Origin of the sequence: Herbaspirillum sp. NPDC087042, assembly GCF_044745245.1 — a bacterium.
In the GTDB taxonomy this organism is placed as follows: domain Bacteria; phylum Pseudomonadota; class Gammaproteobacteria; order Burkholderiales; family Burkholderiaceae_D; genus Herbaspirillum.
Genome location: NZ_JBIUZW010000008.1, coordinates 1 through 15,119, shown reverse-complemented (window position 1 = coordinate 15,119; position 15,119 = coordinate 1). Strand labels below are relative to the sequence as shown.

Annotated in this window: 21 protein-coding genes; 3 read left to right on the top strand and 18 right to left on the bottom strand. The window is 63.0% G+C overall.

Features of this window, described 5'->3' with window-relative positions; genetic code table 11:
* Positions 1-69: 69 nt before the first annotated feature.
* Positions 70-447: a DUF423 domain-containing protein gene (locus ACIPHN_RS12385; protein WP_400436507.1), complete on the top strand. Its 378-nt coding sequence runs from the start codon at positions 70-72 to the stop codon at positions 445-447.
* A gap of 9 nt (positions 448-456) precedes the next feature.
* On the opposite strand, the gene ACIPHN_RS12380 is transcribed toward ACIPHN_RS12385, so the two are convergent.
* From ACIPHN_RS12380 to ACIPHN_RS12365, 4 genes are all read right to left on the bottom strand, one after another.
* The gene (locus tag ACIPHN_RS12380; RefSeq protein ID WP_400436505.1) at positions 457-1,146 is read right to left on the bottom strand and encodes a type IV pili methyl-accepting chemotaxis transducer N-terminal domain-containing protein; all 690 of its coding nucleotides are present in this window, start codon (positions 1,144-1,146) and stop codon (positions 457-459) included.
* 80 nt (positions 1,147-1,226) lie between these two features.
* Positions 1,227-2,039, bottom strand: a complete 813-nt coding sequence (locus tag ACIPHN_RS12375; RefSeq protein WP_400436503.1) for an ABC transporter ATP-binding protein — start codon at positions 2,037-2,039, stop codon at positions 1,227-1,229.
* 31 nt (positions 2,040-2,070) lie between these two features.
* Positions 2,071-3,027: a nitrate ABC transporter permease gene (gene ntrB, locus ACIPHN_RS12370; RefSeq protein ID WP_400436501.1), complete on the bottom strand. Its 957-nt coding sequence runs from the start codon at positions 3,025-3,027 to the stop codon at positions 2,071-2,073.
* Between the two features lie 67 nt (positions 3,028-3,094).
* Positions 3,095-4,267, bottom strand: coding sequence for a CmpA/NrtA family ABC transporter substrate-binding protein (locus ACIPHN_RS12365; RefSeq protein ID WP_400436895.1), 1,173 nt, complete (start codon positions 4,265-4,267; stop codon positions 3,095-3,097).
* A gap of 582 nt (positions 4,268-4,849) precedes the next feature.
* Here ACIPHN_RS12365 and ACIPHN_RS12360 point away from each other — a divergent pair.
* Positions 4,850-5,008 carry a DUF3309 family protein gene (locus ACIPHN_RS12360; RefSeq protein ID WP_400436499.1) on the top strand — a complete coding sequence of 53 codons (159 nt, stop codon included), beginning with the start codon at positions 4,850-4,852 and terminating at the stop codon, positions 5,006-5,008.
* Positions 5,009-5,161: 153 nt separating this feature from the next.
* Positions 5,162-5,482, top strand: coding sequence for a hypothetical protein (locus ACIPHN_RS12355; protein WP_400436497.1), 321 nt, complete (start codon positions 5,162-5,164; stop codon positions 5,480-5,482).
* A gap of 98 nt (positions 5,483-5,580) precedes the next feature.
* Here the strand turns inward: ACIPHN_RS12355 and ACIPHN_RS12350 are convergent, their stop codons facing one another.
* The 14 genes from ACIPHN_RS12350 to ACIPHN_RS12285 form a co-directional block, all read right to left on the bottom strand.
* Positions 5,581-5,796, bottom strand: a complete 216-nt coding sequence (locus ACIPHN_RS12350) for a prenyltransferase (protein ID WP_400436495.1) — start codon at positions 5,794-5,796, stop codon at positions 5,581-5,583.
* 39 nt (positions 5,797-5,835) lie between these two features.
* Positions 5,836-6,189 carry a hypothetical protein gene (locus ACIPHN_RS12345; RefSeq protein WP_400436493.1) on the bottom strand — a complete coding sequence of 118 codons (354 nt, stop codon included), beginning with the start codon at positions 6,187-6,189 and terminating at the stop codon, positions 5,836-5,838.
* A gap of 169 nt (positions 6,190-6,358) precedes the next feature.
* Entirely contained in the window at positions 6,359-6,529 is a 171-nt protein-coding gene (locus ACIPHN_RS12340; RefSeq protein WP_400436491.1) for a CsbD family protein, read from the bottom strand.
* A 270-nt stretch (positions 6,530-6,799) separates the two neighbouring features.
* Positions 6,800-8,833 carry a PAS domain-containing protein gene (locus ACIPHN_RS12335; protein ID WP_400436489.1) on the bottom strand — a complete coding sequence of 678 codons (2,034 nt, stop codon included), beginning with the start codon at positions 8,831-8,833 and terminating at the stop codon, positions 6,800-6,802.
* 113 nt (positions 8,834-8,946) lie between these two features.
* Positions 8,947-9,438, bottom strand: a complete 492-nt coding sequence (locus ACIPHN_RS12330; RefSeq protein WP_400436487.1) for a response regulator — start codon at positions 9,436-9,438, stop codon at positions 8,947-8,949.
* 83 nt (positions 9,439-9,521) lie between these two features.
* Positions 9,522-10,151, bottom strand: coding sequence for a response regulator (locus tag ACIPHN_RS12325; RefSeq protein ID WP_400436485.1), 630 nt, complete (start codon positions 10,149-10,151; stop codon positions 9,522-9,524).
* Between the two features lie 374 nt (positions 10,152-10,525).
* Positions 10,526-10,855, bottom strand: a complete 330-nt coding sequence (locus tag ACIPHN_RS12320) for a BON domain-containing protein (RefSeq protein WP_400436483.1) — start codon at positions 10,853-10,855, stop codon at positions 10,526-10,528.
* Positions 10,856-10,964: 109 nt separating this feature from the next.
* On the bottom strand, positions 10,965-11,342 hold the full coding sequence (locus tag ACIPHN_RS12315; protein ID WP_400436482.1) for a cell envelope biogenesis protein TolA: 378 nt from the start codon (positions 11,340-11,342) through the stop codon (positions 10,965-10,967).
* Positions 11,343-11,420: 78 nt separating this feature from the next.
* The gene (locus ACIPHN_RS12310) at positions 11,421-11,996 is read right to left on the bottom strand and encodes a ferritin-like domain-containing protein (RefSeq protein WP_400436481.1); all 576 of its coding nucleotides are present in this window, start codon (positions 11,994-11,996) and stop codon (positions 11,421-11,423) included.
* Between the two features lie 76 nt (positions 11,997-12,072).
* Positions 12,073-12,387, bottom strand: a complete 315-nt coding sequence (locus tag ACIPHN_RS12305) for a YqjD family protein (protein ID WP_400436480.1) — start codon at positions 12,385-12,387, stop codon at positions 12,073-12,075.
* A 329-nt stretch (positions 12,388-12,716) separates the two neighbouring features.
* On the bottom strand, positions 12,717-12,914 hold the full coding sequence (locus ACIPHN_RS12300; protein WP_400436478.1) for a hypothetical protein: 198 nt from the start codon (positions 12,912-12,914) through the stop codon (positions 12,717-12,719).
* A 20-nt stretch (positions 12,915-12,934) separates the two neighbouring features.
* Positions 12,935-13,132: a CsbD family protein gene (locus ACIPHN_RS12295; RefSeq protein ID WP_400436476.1), complete on the bottom strand. Its 198-nt coding sequence runs from the start codon at positions 13,130-13,132 to the stop codon at positions 12,935-12,937.
* 601 nt (positions 13,133-13,733) lie between these two features.
* Positions 13,734-14,459 carry an ABC transporter ATP-binding protein gene (locus ACIPHN_RS12290; RefSeq protein ID WP_400436474.1) on the bottom strand — a complete coding sequence of 242 codons (726 nt, stop codon included), beginning with the start codon at positions 14,457-14,459 and terminating at the stop codon, positions 13,734-13,736.
* Between the two features lie 15 nt (positions 14,460-14,474).
* On the bottom strand, positions 14,475-15,119 hold a 645-nt coding region (locus tag ACIPHN_RS12285; protein ID WP_400436473.1), incomplete at its 5' end, for an ABC transporter ATP-binding protein.

Genomic DNA, 15,119 nt, shown 5'->3' with positions numbered 1-15,119 from the left:
CCTGCCAGCCCATCGGCCAGCGTTCCACCCGGTCACCGTCAACTGGTGACGCCCTTGAAAGTCGAATCGATGAAAGAACCTACCCTGGTCGCCATCGGCGCCCTCAACATGTTCATTGCCGTGGGTTGTGGTGCCTTCGGTGCACATGGCCTCAAGAAGATGATCTCGGAAGAGATGCTGGTGGTCTGGCACACCGCTGTGACCTACCAGTTCATGCATGCCCTGGGCATGATCGCCGTGGCCCTGCTGATGCCGCGCATGGGTGGCGCCGCGCTGCGCTGGGCCGGCCAACTGATGCTGGCGGGCATCGTCGTCTTCAGCGGCAGCCTCTACCTGCTGGCGCTGACCGGCACCCGCATCCTGGGTGCCATCACGCCCCTGGGTGGCGTGGCCTTCCTGGCAGCATGGCTGCTGGTGGCGTGGGCGGCGTTCAAGAGCGCCAAGTGAGCCAGCGGCTCAGGCCGCCGAACCGCTCAGGGCTTCCTTGACCAGGTGATCGATCTCGCCGGTGATGTTGGAAAGCACCCCGGCCACCACCGAAAACTCCTTGCCCGCCTGCCCCGACCGAGCCGCCACGATGCGTGCATTGAAGGCCACCATCTTGGCTTCGCGGGCGATGGTCTCGATGTCGGTCATGATGCCGCGCAACTGCTCGCGCATCAGGCGTGCATGCTTCTTCGACTGGGCTTCATAGACGCTGGTGATCTCGTTGAGCACCGCCAGCAGGGGCGTGGTCTGTTGTACCAGCTGCTCCAGCAATGCCGGTGCGCTCTTGAGCCTGTCCTCGATGGCATTGAGGGCGCGCTCGGCCAGGTCGGCGAAGGCGGTGATGCGCGCATCGCCCTGGGTACGTCCGAAATAGGCTTCTTCCAGCTCCGGGCAGAACACCCCGGGCAAATCCCGCGAACGCTTGAGCAGCGACGCATGGGCGCCACGAAACAGGCCCAGCGCCTCGCGCGCGGTAGTGCTGGCACCCGCCTGCCCCTGTGCCGCCAGTACCGCGTAGAGCACCAGCCGCTGCGAGGTGAATCGGCGGCGACCGGAGAGATTGATCAGGGCGCCAAAGACTTCCCCGGATAGCGCAACGACCTCGGTGTCTTCCACCGTATCGGCCGCGGCCTCATCGATAATGGCCAGATCGGACATGGCTTGCTCCCTTTGATGCAACAACATGTTCATGACAGGCGCAGCGGAAAATCCGGCTGCGCCAGACGGGCTGGTCAACCTCAGGCCGCTTCGCGCGCCGGATGCGCCTGCTTGCGATAGAGGAATTCCAGCACCGCCGTGCGGTACTCGCCGTACTGCGCATCCTGTGCCAGCGTGACGCGGTCGCGCGGACGGGCCAGCTTCACCTCCAGCACTTCGCCGATGGTGGCCGCCGGGCCATTGGTCATCATCACGATGCGGTCCGACAGCAGCACGGCCTCGTCGACATCGTGGGTCACCATGACGACGGTGGATTCGGTCTTGGCGACGATCTTGAGCAATTCATCCTGCAGGTGCGCACGCGTGAGCGCGTCGAGCGCACCGAAGGGCTCGTCCATCAGCAGGACCTTGGGTTCCATCGCCAGTGCCCGGGCAATCCCCACGCGCTGCTTCATGCCGCCGGAGATTTCGTTGGGGCGCTTGCTCTCGGCCGCCGACAGGCCCACCAGCGCCAGCGCGGCGCGGGTACGGTCGCGCAGCTGGGTACGGTTCTCGCTGGCCCCGAAGACACGCTCCACACCCAGGTAGATGTTTTCGTAGCAGGTCAGCCAGGGCAGCAGCGAATGGTTCTGGAAGACCACGGCGCGCTCCGGTGCCGGTCCGCCGATCTCGCGGTTGGCGCACAGGAGCACGCCCTCGCTGGGGCGCAGCAGGCCGGCGATGAGATTCAACAGGGTCGACTTGCCGCAGCCCGAGTGGCCGATCAGGGTGACGAACTCGCCCTTGGCCACCGTCAGGTTGATCTCGCGCAGTGCGTGGAAGGCGCCCTTCCTGGTGTGGAAGACCATCTCCACCCCGTGGATATCGATGAATTTCGCGTTGATGTTGTCCATGATGTCCTCCTTGATGTGGTGCGACCGCGCTTCAGTTGTTGACCTGCTCGTAGGTGAAGGCCTTGGCCAGCGCCACCAGCAATTGCTCCAGCACCAGCCCCACCACGCCGATGACGACGATGGCGATGATGATGTGCGGCACGTTCAGGTTGTTCCACTCGTCCCAGACCCAGAAGCCGATCCCCACGCCACCGGTGAGCATCTCGGCGGCCACGATGACCAGCCAGGCCGTGCCGATGGACAGGCGCACCCCGGTCAGCATGTAGGGCAGTACCGAGGGAAAGAGGATCTTGGTCAGTACCTTCCACTCCGACAGGTTCAGCACGCGCGCCACGTTCATGTAGTCCTGCGGCACGCGCTGCACGCCCACGGCAGTGTTGATGATCATCGGCCAGATCGAGCAGATGAAGATCGACCAGATCGCCGCCGGATTGGCCGACTTGAAGACCAGCAGACCGATGGGCAGCCACGCCAGCGGCGAGACCGGACGCAACAGGCTGATGATGGGGCTGAACATGCGCGAGAGGAATTCCACCCGGCCGATCGCAAAACCCAGCGGAATGCCGACCAGCGCCGCCAGGCCGAAGCCCACGCCGACCCGCTGCAGCGAGGCCAGCACGTTCCAGCCTATGCCCTGGTCATTGGGACTGTTACGGTAGAAGGGATCGGAAAACATCACCGCGGCTTCCTTCAGCGTCGCCCAGGGCGTGGGGAAGCTGCTGGTCTTCAGGGCGATGATCTGCCACACCAGCACCAGCAGGGCCAGGCCCAGGACCGGCGGCACCACCCGCAGAAACAGTCCACTCCCCGCCACTTTCCGGCGCGGGCTGCGCACGGCCAGCACGGCGACCATGGGGGCCGCCACCTGTTCCTCGTTGGCGGCCTGTACCGGGCGGGCCGACTCGCCATCGTTGGCATGGCCGACATGACTGCTACGGCCGGCCGGCTTGGCGTTATCGCCCATGATGCTTTCCACGACTGCACTCATCGCTTTCCCCTTGCTGATGACACTTCACCGCGACGGCGCGCACGCTGGCGCGCCGGGCCCGTCCTGCTTACACCTTGATCTTGAACGACTGCGCATAGGCCGCCGGATTCTTGCCATCCCAGACCGTGCCATCCATCAGCCTGGACGAACGCATGACTTCCTTGGGCAGCGGCGTCTTGGTCATGGCGGCGGCATCCTTGTAGAGATCGATCTGGTTGACCGACTTGGCCACGGCCAGGTAATCCGGGTCGCTCTTCAACAAGCCCCAGCGGCGATGCTGGGTCATGAACCACATGCCATCCGAGAGGAAGGGGAAGTTGACCTGACCATCCTCGTAGAACTTCATGTAGTCGGGATCATCCCAGGTCTTGCCCAGGCCGTTCTGGTAGCGGCCCATGATGCGCTGGTCGATCACGTCCTTGCTGGTGTTGACGAAGGACTTGTCGGCGATCACCTCGGCCATCCTGTTCTTGTTGGCCAGCGAGGCATCGATCCATTTGCTGGCCTCCAGAATGGCGGCCATCATGGCGCGACAGGTGTTGGGATACTTCTGCACGAATTCCAGCGAGCTGCCCAGCACCTTCTCGGGATGATCCTTCCAGATCGCCTGGGTGGTGGTGGCGGTGATGCCCACACCGTCGACGATGGCGCGATGGCCCCAGGGCTCGCCCACGCAGAAGCCATCCATGTTGCCCACCCGCATATTGGCCACCATCTGCGGCGGCGGCACGGTGATGACCTTGGCATCCTTCATCGGATTGATGCCATTGGCGGCCAGCCAGTAATACAGCCACATGGCGTGGGTGCCGGTGGGGAAGGTCTGGGCGAAGGTGTATTCGCGCTTGTCGGTCTGCATCAGCTTGGCCAGCGATGCGCCATCAACGGCACCCTTGTCGGCCAGCTTCTTGGAGAGGGTGATAGCCTGGCCGTTGTGGTTCAGGCCCATCAGCACAGCCATGTCCTTCTTCTGGCCACCGATGCCCAGTTGCACGCCGTAGATCAGGCCGTACAGCACGTGAGCGGCATCGAGTTCGCCATTGGTGAGCTTGTCGCGCACGCCGGCCCAGGAGGCTTCCTTGCTGGGGACGATCTTGATGCCGTACTTCTTGTCGAAACCCAGCACCGAGGCCATCACCACCGAGGCGCAATCGGTCAGCGGAATGAAGCCGATCTTGACCTCTTCCTTTTCCGGCTTGTCCGAACCCGCCGCCCAGGCACCGCCCGTGGCCAGTCCCAGCACGCCGGCAGCGCTGCCCTGGAGCAGCTTGCGCCGCTTGTCGTTGACTACGTCCTGCACCGTCTCCGTCTTGCCTGCCTCTGCTGTGGCTGTGGATTGCATAGCACCCTTCCCCCTTGTATTGCGAATCGTTGAAAACCCACAAACAAAAAAGGCGTGTTCCGCCACGGTGAACCCATGCCGGAAGACGCCTTTGTCCTGGACGGCGCGACCGCCGTTGGTCACACCTGTTACGCACTGCTTGCGCGATGACGACAATTCAGCAAAGAGCGTGCCAGTGACCTGGCAAGGGTGTTGAAATCCGCTTGCAGCCTGCGTTCCAGGGATACTTCACGACAGCCGGAGAAGCCCGGTGCGGCCCCCGGCAGGGCCTGCGGACGCGATCAAATCGAGCGTTGCGCGCACTTCATTTGTGCTTTGCACCAAGTTGGCGGCACGCCCGCCTACCCATGCTGGACGCGTCGTCCTACAAGGCATTGCGGCGCGCGCTGATCGCGCCCGGCGCGGGCAGATCCTATGATTTCCCAGCAACATTGCCCAGTGCGCTGCAGGCGCCCACAAAGTCAATAACAAAGGAGAACGACCATGACCCTAGGCACCATCCTGCTCATCATCCTGATCCTGATCCTGCTGGGCGTGATCCCCGCATGGCCGCACAGCCGGGGCTGGGGCTATGGTCCCAGCGGTCTGGCCGGTACCATCGTGATCATCCTGCTGATCCTGCTACTGCTGGGAAAGATATAGAACGCATGCAATCCCGCCTCCCGTAACGCAAGCCTGATAACATCAGGGGTGTGGATGGAGGGGAGCACGGCGCGGTCGGTGCTTGTCACTGTCCGCGCCGTGTCCTTTTGCGCCACGCCGATGGCGCGCATTCCGTGATGGGGTTCACTACAGATGAAGAAAAATATCCTCGCTCTGAGCTTCCTGGCCGCCCTGGCCGCACTCTCCACCGGTGCGGCCCACGCCGCCGAAGAAGATGTCTCCAAGGCCGATCCGGCGCGCTGGTACCAGCCTGACGACGCCCCCAAGGAACGCCTGCGCAACCTCGGCAAGGAAGCCGATGCCGCCTATGGCGAGGCCCTGCGTGCCTGCAAGGAGCAACGCGGCAAGCAAGCCGGGATGTGCCGCAAGGACGCCCGCGCGACCCGCAAGGATGACATGGCCCGCGCCAAGCGCATCTACGACGACTACAAGGCCAGCAGCCCGGCGCCCTGAACGCTCGCTGCCGCTCATGAAAAACGCCACGACGATCTCTCGTCGTGGCGTTTGGCTGCATGGCTGCGAGATGACGGGGACCTGCGTCCCCGCACCGCTTACTTGCCGATCTGGTTGCCGATGACGCCGCCCACGGCCGCGCCGCCCGCCGTCCCCAGACCGCTACCGCCGGTCAGGATGGCACCGCCCACGGCGCCCACACCGGCACCGACGGCCGTATTCTTGTCACGTTGCGACATGTTGCTGCAACCGCTCATGGCGGTGAATGCAAGGATGGCGACCGAGCTCACCACCAGCTTTTGAATTGTTTTCATGATGACTCCTTCCTCATTGTCGGATTCGAATCGGGCCACTCAGGTCATCGGCCGCATGATCACGCGCGCACCCGCTTGCCGGGTGTGGTTGCGATGGAGCGGAGACCGCGGCACGGCTTGCTCGCCCGCCTTGGCAGGCCTGGCCGGCCCGACCACCAGCACTGCATTGTGCAGCGCAGGAGAACGCCTGGTCTGGGCCATGTCCATATAACGGAATTTCCTGGCACCCGATGGCTGCGCAGGCGCAGCCGCCAGCGGCAGATGGCGATCCATCGCCGACGCCGACCAGCGGGCAGCACCCGCCGCCACATCGGGGCTTGCGGCTTGCGCCGGGGAGAGATGGGCGGCCAGAACTGAGGCGGCCAAGATGCAGATACCGGCTATTTTTTTCATGGTCATCCCTTTCAGGGGTCCCTTCTCGCGGTGAGCAAATCTTTACGATGGCCACATGGTCGCGGAAAATGCTGCACCACAAAATCAGCCGTTTCCGATTCTCGCGTAGGACAATTCCTACACTACCCGCGGCATCGCTTGGCCCGACGCCTCTCCGGGCGGCCCAGGCTCAACGGCGTGCCGCTTCCTTGGCATCGCCGTAGGCTTTCTGCACAGTGCCTTCCACCTGCTTGGCGGCCCCCTTGAGCTGCTGGGTCTTGTTACCGGTCAGTTCGCCGGTCTTCTCCTGCACCTTGCCTGCTGCTTCCTTGACGCTGCCTTTGATCTGGTCCTTGTTCATGATGGCTCCTTGTAGGTAGGTAATCCTGTTAGGGGGCGCCCCGGTGACGGCCAAGCCGTCCATCGGGCCTCGCCGCGCCCGGATGGGCCTGAAGCGACGATGAGTTCATGGTAGCGATGAGCCCGTGGACAGGGCATCAGAGAGCCATCCTTTCCGGCGTAGGAAAAACAGAAAAACCGTGCAGGACTAGGACACCGGGACGAGCGTCGCCGGACAATGAAAAGGCCGCCCGCAGGCGGCCTGGCAGCAGATGCGTGGGCAGCCTGGCGCTTACGCCTCGGCGCCGGCCAGTTCGGGCCGGATCGGCAGGCTGATGGTGATCAGGGCGCCCTTGCCGGGCGTGGAGCGGATATCGACCTGGCCACCGAAGAACGTGGCGCGCTCGCGCAGCCCGCGCAGGCCATAGGTCTTGTGGTTATCGCGCCGCTCCTCGGGAATGCCCACGCCATCGTCGCGCACGGTCAGCGCGACATGGTCTTCGTCGATGTCCAGGATCACATCGACCTTGCGCGCCTTGGCATGCTTGGTGACGTTGTTGAGCATTTCCTGCAGCATGCGGTAGATGGCGATTTCCATCTCGTGGTCAACCTCCACGTCCTCGTCAGGCAGGCTGGCGTGGCAGGCAATGCCGGTACGCTCGTGCAGCTCGTCAAGTTGCTCGGAAATGGCGGCCTTCAGGCCGAACAGGTCCAGCGTATTGGGCCGCAGCTCGGTCTGGATACGCCGCGTGGTGGCCACCAGCGACTTCATCAGGCCCTGCATGCGGGTCTTGCGATCGCTCCATTTTTCATCCGGCGGCAGGATCTGGTAGACCCCTTCCAGGTGCATCGACAGCGCCGTCAGCGACGCGCCCATGTTGTCGTGCAGCTCGCGGGCGATGGCACGCTTCTCTTCTTCACGCACGGTCTCCAGGTGGTTGGTCAGTTCGCGCAGCAACGCCGTGCGCTGGATCACGGTCTTCTCCAGCTGGCTCTCGCGCTGGCGCAATTCATCCTCGGCCTGTTTGCGCTCGGTGATGTCGGTGCTGATGCCGATGACGCCCTGGACGCTGCCATCCTTGCCGAACCACGGCACCTTGGCGGTCTGGAAGGTCACCACGCCCTCGGGCAGATGCAGCGTCTGCTCCAGCTTCTCGGGCTTGCCCGAGGCCATCACGCGGCGGTCGTCGCGGTCGATGGTCTCGGCCTCCTCGGCCACCATGAACAGTTCGCGGCTGGCGCGGTACATGGTCTCTTCCCAGGTCTTGCCCAGCTTGTGCAGCGTCGCCGGATTGGCGAAGATCATCAGGCCCTGGCGGTTCTTCACGAAGATCGGGTCGCTGGTGCTTTCGCTGACCGCATTGAGCAAGGCACTGGTCTCGGCCAGCTTCTGGGCGTTGCGGGTGCGCTCGCCGTATTCGCTGTCGAGCCGGCTGGCAGAACCCCAGAAGATGAAGAGCACGATCACGCCATTGATCAGCGTCAGCGTGGGCAGGAGCAACTCGGGCAGGATCCAGCCATGCGTGAGGCCCCAGTTCAGCAGCAGGCTGAAGGCCAGCAGCAGGAACAGCGTCTGCGGCAACAGGTGGCGCAGCATCTGCCCGCCTGGCGCGATGCGCATGATCACGGCCATCAGCGGATGGGAGGGCCGTGCCATCAGCAGCGCCGCCCCCAGCAGCGCCAGTACCAGCGCCGACAACAGCGGCACCGGCACGTAGAAATCCAGATAGATGAACTGGCTCACGCCATAGATGTAGCCCACCAGCGGAATGGCCGACAAGCCCATGAGGGCGAAGGAGAGATATTCGGAGAGATAGTAGCCACCCGGCAGGCGCCAGTCCTGCAGCAGCAGCACCGCCGCCATCAGCAGGAAACCGACCGACAGCAGCGGAGGGATCACCAGCGACGACAGTGGATGGACGGCATCGACCGGCAACCAGCCCGCCGCATACATCGCCCCATGCACCAGGGTGGCCGCGCCCAGCACCAGCAGCAGCCAGGCCAGCGCATTGACCAGCAAGCCCGACAGGCCAGTGCGGCCCGACCCATTGGCACAACGGAGATAGAGCGCACAGGCGCCCAGGATGAAACCGGTGGCCGTCACCGCGCGCACCGCCAGCAGGCCCGAGAGCAGACGCCGGTACTCGTCCTCCAGGAACGCCGCCACCAGCACCACGATACCGAACAGGATCACGGCCATGGACAGCCCCATGGCCAGCGTCACCATGCTGCTGTAATGGGCGTGCGACGCCGTGAAGTACTCGACCGACGCATTGCGATGGATGTCGGCGGAGGACGGAGCAAAGCCGTCGTTATTCTTCTGCATCGTCGGATATCCCTTGCTCTTGTGCGACCCGTGCGACGCGCCTGGCCGGCAACATCAGCATGATCTGTTCTCGTGCTCCCGCACCTGCACCGACCTGGCGGCCGGCCGCCGCTTCAGTGCCCGCCGGCCTGCGCCGAACCCTGCGGCGAATTGTTGTTCGAGGCCGAACGTGGCGCGTCCATCTTCTGGCCCGCCAAGTCCCTCAACAAGTCGCACAGCAGCGGCAGCTCGGAAGACTTATCGAAGAAATGCTGGACCCCGCACTGCGCCCCCACGCGCCGGTAGGTCGGGCTCACATGGTTGCTGAACACCACCTTGACCTCGCTCTGGCGGCGCGTATTGGAACGCGCCAGCGCCTGCAACAGGCTCATGCCGTTGCCCTGCTTCAACTGGATATCCAGGATCAGTACATCGTAGCTGTTCTGTTGCAGATGGCGCAGCGCCTCCATCTCCGTCTCGGCATACCCGACCAGGCGCACCCCGGCGATCTCGGCCAGGCTCTCGACGATGAGCTCCCGCACGTCCTCCGAATCTTCCACCAGGAAGATGCGCAAGGGCGTACCGTCGCTGTCGCGTTGGAGCCGGGTGTTGAGATAGTCATCCATGATGCGCCGTACCGTGCTTTTCCTTGCCAGTTGTCCTGCCTGCCATGGCGATCTGCTGCGTCGCCTTGGCCATGGACCTGGCCTCAGTCGATCAGGTTGTTCTTGATCGCGTAATAAATGATGTCCGCATTGTTGGTCATGCTCATCTTCTGCAGCACCCGCGAGCGATAGGTGCTCACCGTCTTGACCGACAGGCACAGCTCGTCCGCGATCTGCGTCACGCCCTGGCCCTGGCCCAGCTTGTAGAAGATCTCGTACTCGCGCTGGGACAGCGTCTCGTGCAGGGGCTTCTCCGAATCCACCGGTTCGCTGGTGAGCAGCTCGGCCACACCGTAGCTGATGTACTTGTGCCCGCGCAGGATGGTGTTGATGGCATTGACCAGCTCGGTAGCCAGCGCCTCTTTCTGCACGTAGCCGGAAGCGCCACTGCGCAGCACCTGCACGGCATAGCGGCTCTCCGGATGCATCGACAGCATCAGCACCGGCAACTCCGGCTTCTCGCGCTTGATCTGCTTCAACACTTCTACGCCACTCTTGTCGGGCATCGCGATATCGAGCAGGACGATGTCCCAGTCCTGGGTGCGCACCAGCCGGATCGCTTCCTCGGCGGTGCTGGCCTCTCCACCGACTTCCATCGATGGGATTTCAGAAATGAAGTGGTGCACACCTGCCCGTACGACCGCGTGGTCATCGACTACAAGTATTTTTGTCATGGCAATTTTGAGCGGTGAATTGAAACTGCGGCACAGCCTGTGCCGCGATGTACTCTGTACTGTAATAATGGGTCGCCACGCCGCCAGTCGGGTTCGCAAGACCGCCACTGGCCAGGCTTGGCGCCTTTGCTGCCGCACTGCGCCGATACTCGAGCTTTAACTCGCGCCTTCACTCGCGCATGCCTCTGCGGGACAATGGTCCCGACGGCTTGCCCGGTCGCAATGCTTTTCTACTATACCTCAAGCCCATCAGACTGTCTCAAGGCGAAACGCAGCGGATCGCACTGTCCATGCGGCTCCCAGCGATAAATTCCTTAAGACAGATGGGCGCGAACCGGTCAACAGACCCGTCGCGCCCTGGCAAGTTCCCGACCTTATTGCTTCAGGCGCAAGTCATTGCGCACCGAGACCACACCCTTGACGCCGCGCGCCAGTTCGGTCGCACGGGCAGCCGAGGTTGCGCTGGAAACAAAGCCGGAGAGCTGGACCACGCCCTTGTAGGTCTCGACATTGACCTCGGCGGACTTCAGGTTGGGTTCGTTGAAGATGGCGGCCTTCACCTTGGTGGTGATGACGGCGTCATCCACATATTCACCGGTCCCTTCCTTGCCCGGGCCGGAGGCGCAGCCCACCAGCGAAACCATGAACAGGGCCAGGAAGAAACCGAAGAAACGCTGGGTCAGCGACATTTTGCTCAAGGACATGATGTTCTCCTATTAGTGATGAAATGAGGTGCAAACAGGGTGAAGACAAGCACAGGTATCGCCAGCGGCCAGCCTTGTCCGCCGCCGGCCACACCGGCTCGGGGATGGCTTACTTGCCGTACTTGGACTTGGCGTTGGCCACGCACTGGTCCTTGGCGTCACCGCTCAAGGCATCGCACTTCTGCTTGGCCACGTCATAGTTGGCATCGTTCTTGTCCTTGCGCGCATCCTTGTCGGCATCGGCGCCCTTGCGCTTGGCCTTGGCATCGGCGATGGCCGACTCATGGTCTGCCTTGGCCTGCTTGTCGCAGACGTCCTTGTCGTTACCCTTGAGCGGACCGCACTTCTTCTTGGCGACCTTGTAGTCGGCGTCGGCCTTGGACTTGTCGGCCTTGTACTGGGCCGCAGCGGGATCGGCGGCGAACGCTGTCGCCTGCATGCCGATCGCGGCAGCACCGAAGATCATGGTTGCGATGATTTTTTTCATTGTGGTCTTCCTCTCGTCCTGGTGTGTTATCGATAGCCGCACTCATGGAGCGCGCCTGGTGGTCCAACTGCCTGATGCCTACAGGCCGAGCAGATCGCTCATGTCGTCGGCATGCTCTTCTTCCTGGGCCATGATCTGGACCAGCATGTGGCGGGTGGTCGGATCGTCGTCGCCGATGCGTTCTATCATCTGGCGATAGGCTTCGATGGCCACGCGCTCCTCGATCAGGTTGGCGCGGATCATGTCCTTGATGTCCGCCGAGTCATCGTAGTGCGCGTGACTGCGTTCGCTCAGCGTCTTCGGATTGAAATCGGGCTCGCCATTGAGCTGCACGATGCGCTCGGCGATCAGGTCGGCATGGCTTTGCTCTTCCTGCGCGTGCTGCAGGAATTCGCCCTTGATGGCCTCGATCTCCAGGCCCTTGGCCGTGTAGTAGTGGCGCTTGTAACGCATCACGCACAGCAGCTCGGTGGCCAGCGCGTCATTGAGCATGGCGATGACTTCCTTGCGATTGCCCCGATAGCCTTCGGTAACGGCACCGCCGCTGATCTTGCTGGCCGCAGCGCGGATGGCTCCCTTGTCCAGATGGAAGGCTTGCTCACTGGACTGCTTCTTGCTGGCCTCGGTGTGAGGCGGATTCCTGGTCATGGTCATTCCTCTCTCCGGTTTCTTGACTGATGCACGCCGTGCTCGCACAGCACGCCTGGCTGGATCCCGTCTTCAGGCCCGATCAACCATGATCGGCGCAACGGCCCACCGCCAGCCCGACCAGCAGGCCGATGCCGGTGCCGATGGCAATGGCACGCCAGGGATTGGATTGCACGTAGTCGTCGGTGGTGGTGACGATCTGGCGACCGGTCTCGACCACGGTGGACTGGGCGTCGTGGGCGGTATTGAGGGCCTGCTCCAGCAAGGCCTGCGCACTGGCGCGCAGCTCGTCGGCTTTTTGCCCGGATGTCGCTGCTGCTTGCGCAAACAGGTCCTGGGCCTGTTGCAACAGCGATTGCACATCGTTGCGCACGGTCTTCAGTTTGCTGGCTTGCATGCTTGTCCTCCATGAAGGGTTGGTGTTGGTGGCTGTGGCCACGATGACGGTAGTACCGGCGACTGCCTACATCAGGTACTGCAGCAGGATCAACATCAGCACCGGTATACCCAAGAGCCACCCGAGCACGAGCTTGTCCATAAGGCCTACTCCCTTGTTCTTGATCTTGATCTTGCCGGCGCCCGGTCGGTGCGGCATGTCCCTGGTTGTGGTGCGTCGCCTGCTTGATTGATCGGCATAGAGACAAGATACCGCTTCCTTGTCGCGCTCTGTATCGGCGCCAGACCGATTGCCGTGTAGGACAACGACTGCCTTTCCCTGCCCGCTCCTCAGTGCCCGCGTTCGCGTGGCGGCAGAGGCTGCACGCTGGCGCGCGGACTGCCACCCTCGTCTTCCCAGCGCTGCAGCGCCTGGCTCTGCAAGCGCCGTTCGCGCAGACCTGCCTCGCGGGCCAGGGACTTCAGGGTCGCGCCGACGGCAATACCAGCCAGGCCGGCGGCCCACATCAGTTTGCGTGAGAAGCTCATCGATACTCTCCCGACATTGTTCAAAGCGAACTGGCACGCTGGCGCAGCGAGCGCTTGATGAGGTCTTGCGCCTCGCCCACCGCGTGCAGGATGCGACCATCCATCTGGCGTCGCTGCGCCGCACGCTGCAGCGCCGCATTGCCCAGTGCTGCCGCCATGCTCTCCTGAAGCTTGCCCAGGACAACATGGAACTGGCCGGTGATCGTCTTCGTGTTCATGGTTGCGTCTCCTCGTGGTCTGAATGGCTCAAGATGGCCTGGCAGGATGTGCAGCATGGGAAAAATGGTAGCAAGGCCCTACTGCCGGGCTCTATAGGACGGCTGCCGATTGTCTTGTAGGACAACGCGCAAAGCCTTGCCTGCATTGGCTTTGCGAACGATGATCTGGCACCGGTTCAGCGGGCCTCACGCAACGGGGCAGGCCGCTTCCTACAGGATGTTGCGGCGATGTCCGATGGTCCTGTCGCGTCCACTGGCCCAGGATGAGCAATGTGCGCAACCGGCCCTGGACGGAGCCGGCTTGCCACGCGAGCAGACGATGGTGATGCCTCTCTCTGAGCACTCACACACTCACACACACTCACAATAGGAGAACGATCATGGGCAAGTATTTCCTCGCATGGCTGTGCGGCGTTCCGGCCTTCCTGCTGGTGTTGCTCTACCTGTTTGTCCACTGAGCGCCCGCCGCACTGGCCGGACCCGCAAAGCAAAAAAAAGGGGCGCAACCAAGGTTGCGCCCCTTCTCATACAGAAAAACAGAAAACGATATAAATCGTTTTAACCGTTTATATCTTTCCCAGCCTTTTTACCTCCGGGCAGGTCATGCCTCACCCAGATAAGCCGCCTTCACCCGCGGATCATCCAGCATCTGACGCGCCTCGCCCTGCATGGTGATCAAGCCCGACTCCATCACATAGCCGCGATGCGCCGCCTCCAGTGCCAGCTTGGCGTTCTGCTCCACCAGCAGGATCGTGATGCCCTGCGCCGACACATTGCGGATCACCTCAAAGATCTTCTCCACCATGATCGGCGACAGGCCCATCGAGGGCTCGTCCAGCAACAGCAGCTTGGGATGGCTCATCAGCGCACGCGCCATCGCCAGCATCTGCTGCTCGCCGCCCGAGAGCGTGCCCGCCATCTGCGCCGCCCGTTCCTTCAGGCGCGGGAAGACCGCGAACCACTTGTCGATGTCAGCCGCGATCTGGCCCTTGTCATTGCTGGTGTAGGCGCCCATCAGCAGGTTTTCCTGGATGCTCATGCGCGTAAAGACGCCGCGCCCTTCCGGCACCATCGCCAGCTTGTCCTTGACCAGCTCGAAGGACTTCTTACCCTTCAGGGCGCTGCCCAGGTATTCGATATGTCCTTCGACGCGGCTGGCCGGCAGCGTGCCGGTGATGGCCTTCAGCGTCGTGGTCTTGCCGGCGCCGTTGGCGCCGATCAGCGTCACCAGTTCGCCGTCGTTGACTTCCAGGGCGATGCCCTTGACGGCCTGGATGCCGCCATAGGCCACCGAGAGGCCTTCTACTTTAAGAATATTCGTCGTCATGTTCTGTGGTCTCGCTTAATGTCCCGCGCCGAGGTAAGCCTCGATCACCGCCGGGTTCTTCTGCACATCCGCCGGCACACCCTCGGCAATCGGCTTGCCATAGTCCAGCACCGTGATGCGGTTGCACAGGCCCATCATCAGCTTGACGTCGTGCTCGATCAGCAGGATGGTCTTGCCCTCGGCCTGGATCTTCACCAGCAGCTCGCGCAGGCCCAGCTTCTCGGTGGCGTTCATGCCGGCCGCCGGTTCGTCCAGCGCCAGCAGCTGCGGATCGGTCGCCAGTGCGCGGGCGATCTCCAGGCGACGCTGGTCGCCATAGGACAGGTGACGCGCCGTGCGCTTGGCGAACTGGCCGATGCCCACGAAGTCCAGCAGCTGCTGCGACTTGGCGCGGATGGCCGCTTCCTCGTCGCGCGCGGCCTTGTGGCGAAACACCGCGCCGAACACATTCTGTTTCGTGCGCACGTGGCAACCCACCATCACGTTCTCCAGCACCGTCATCTCGCCGAACAGGCGGATGTTCTGGAAGGTGCGGGCGATGCCGGCCTTGGCCACTTCATGCGGGGCGCTGGGCGAATAGGGCTTGCCGGCCAGCTCGAAGCTGCCGGTATCGGGCTGGTACAGGCCCGTGATCACGTTGAAGAAGGTGGTCTTGCCGGC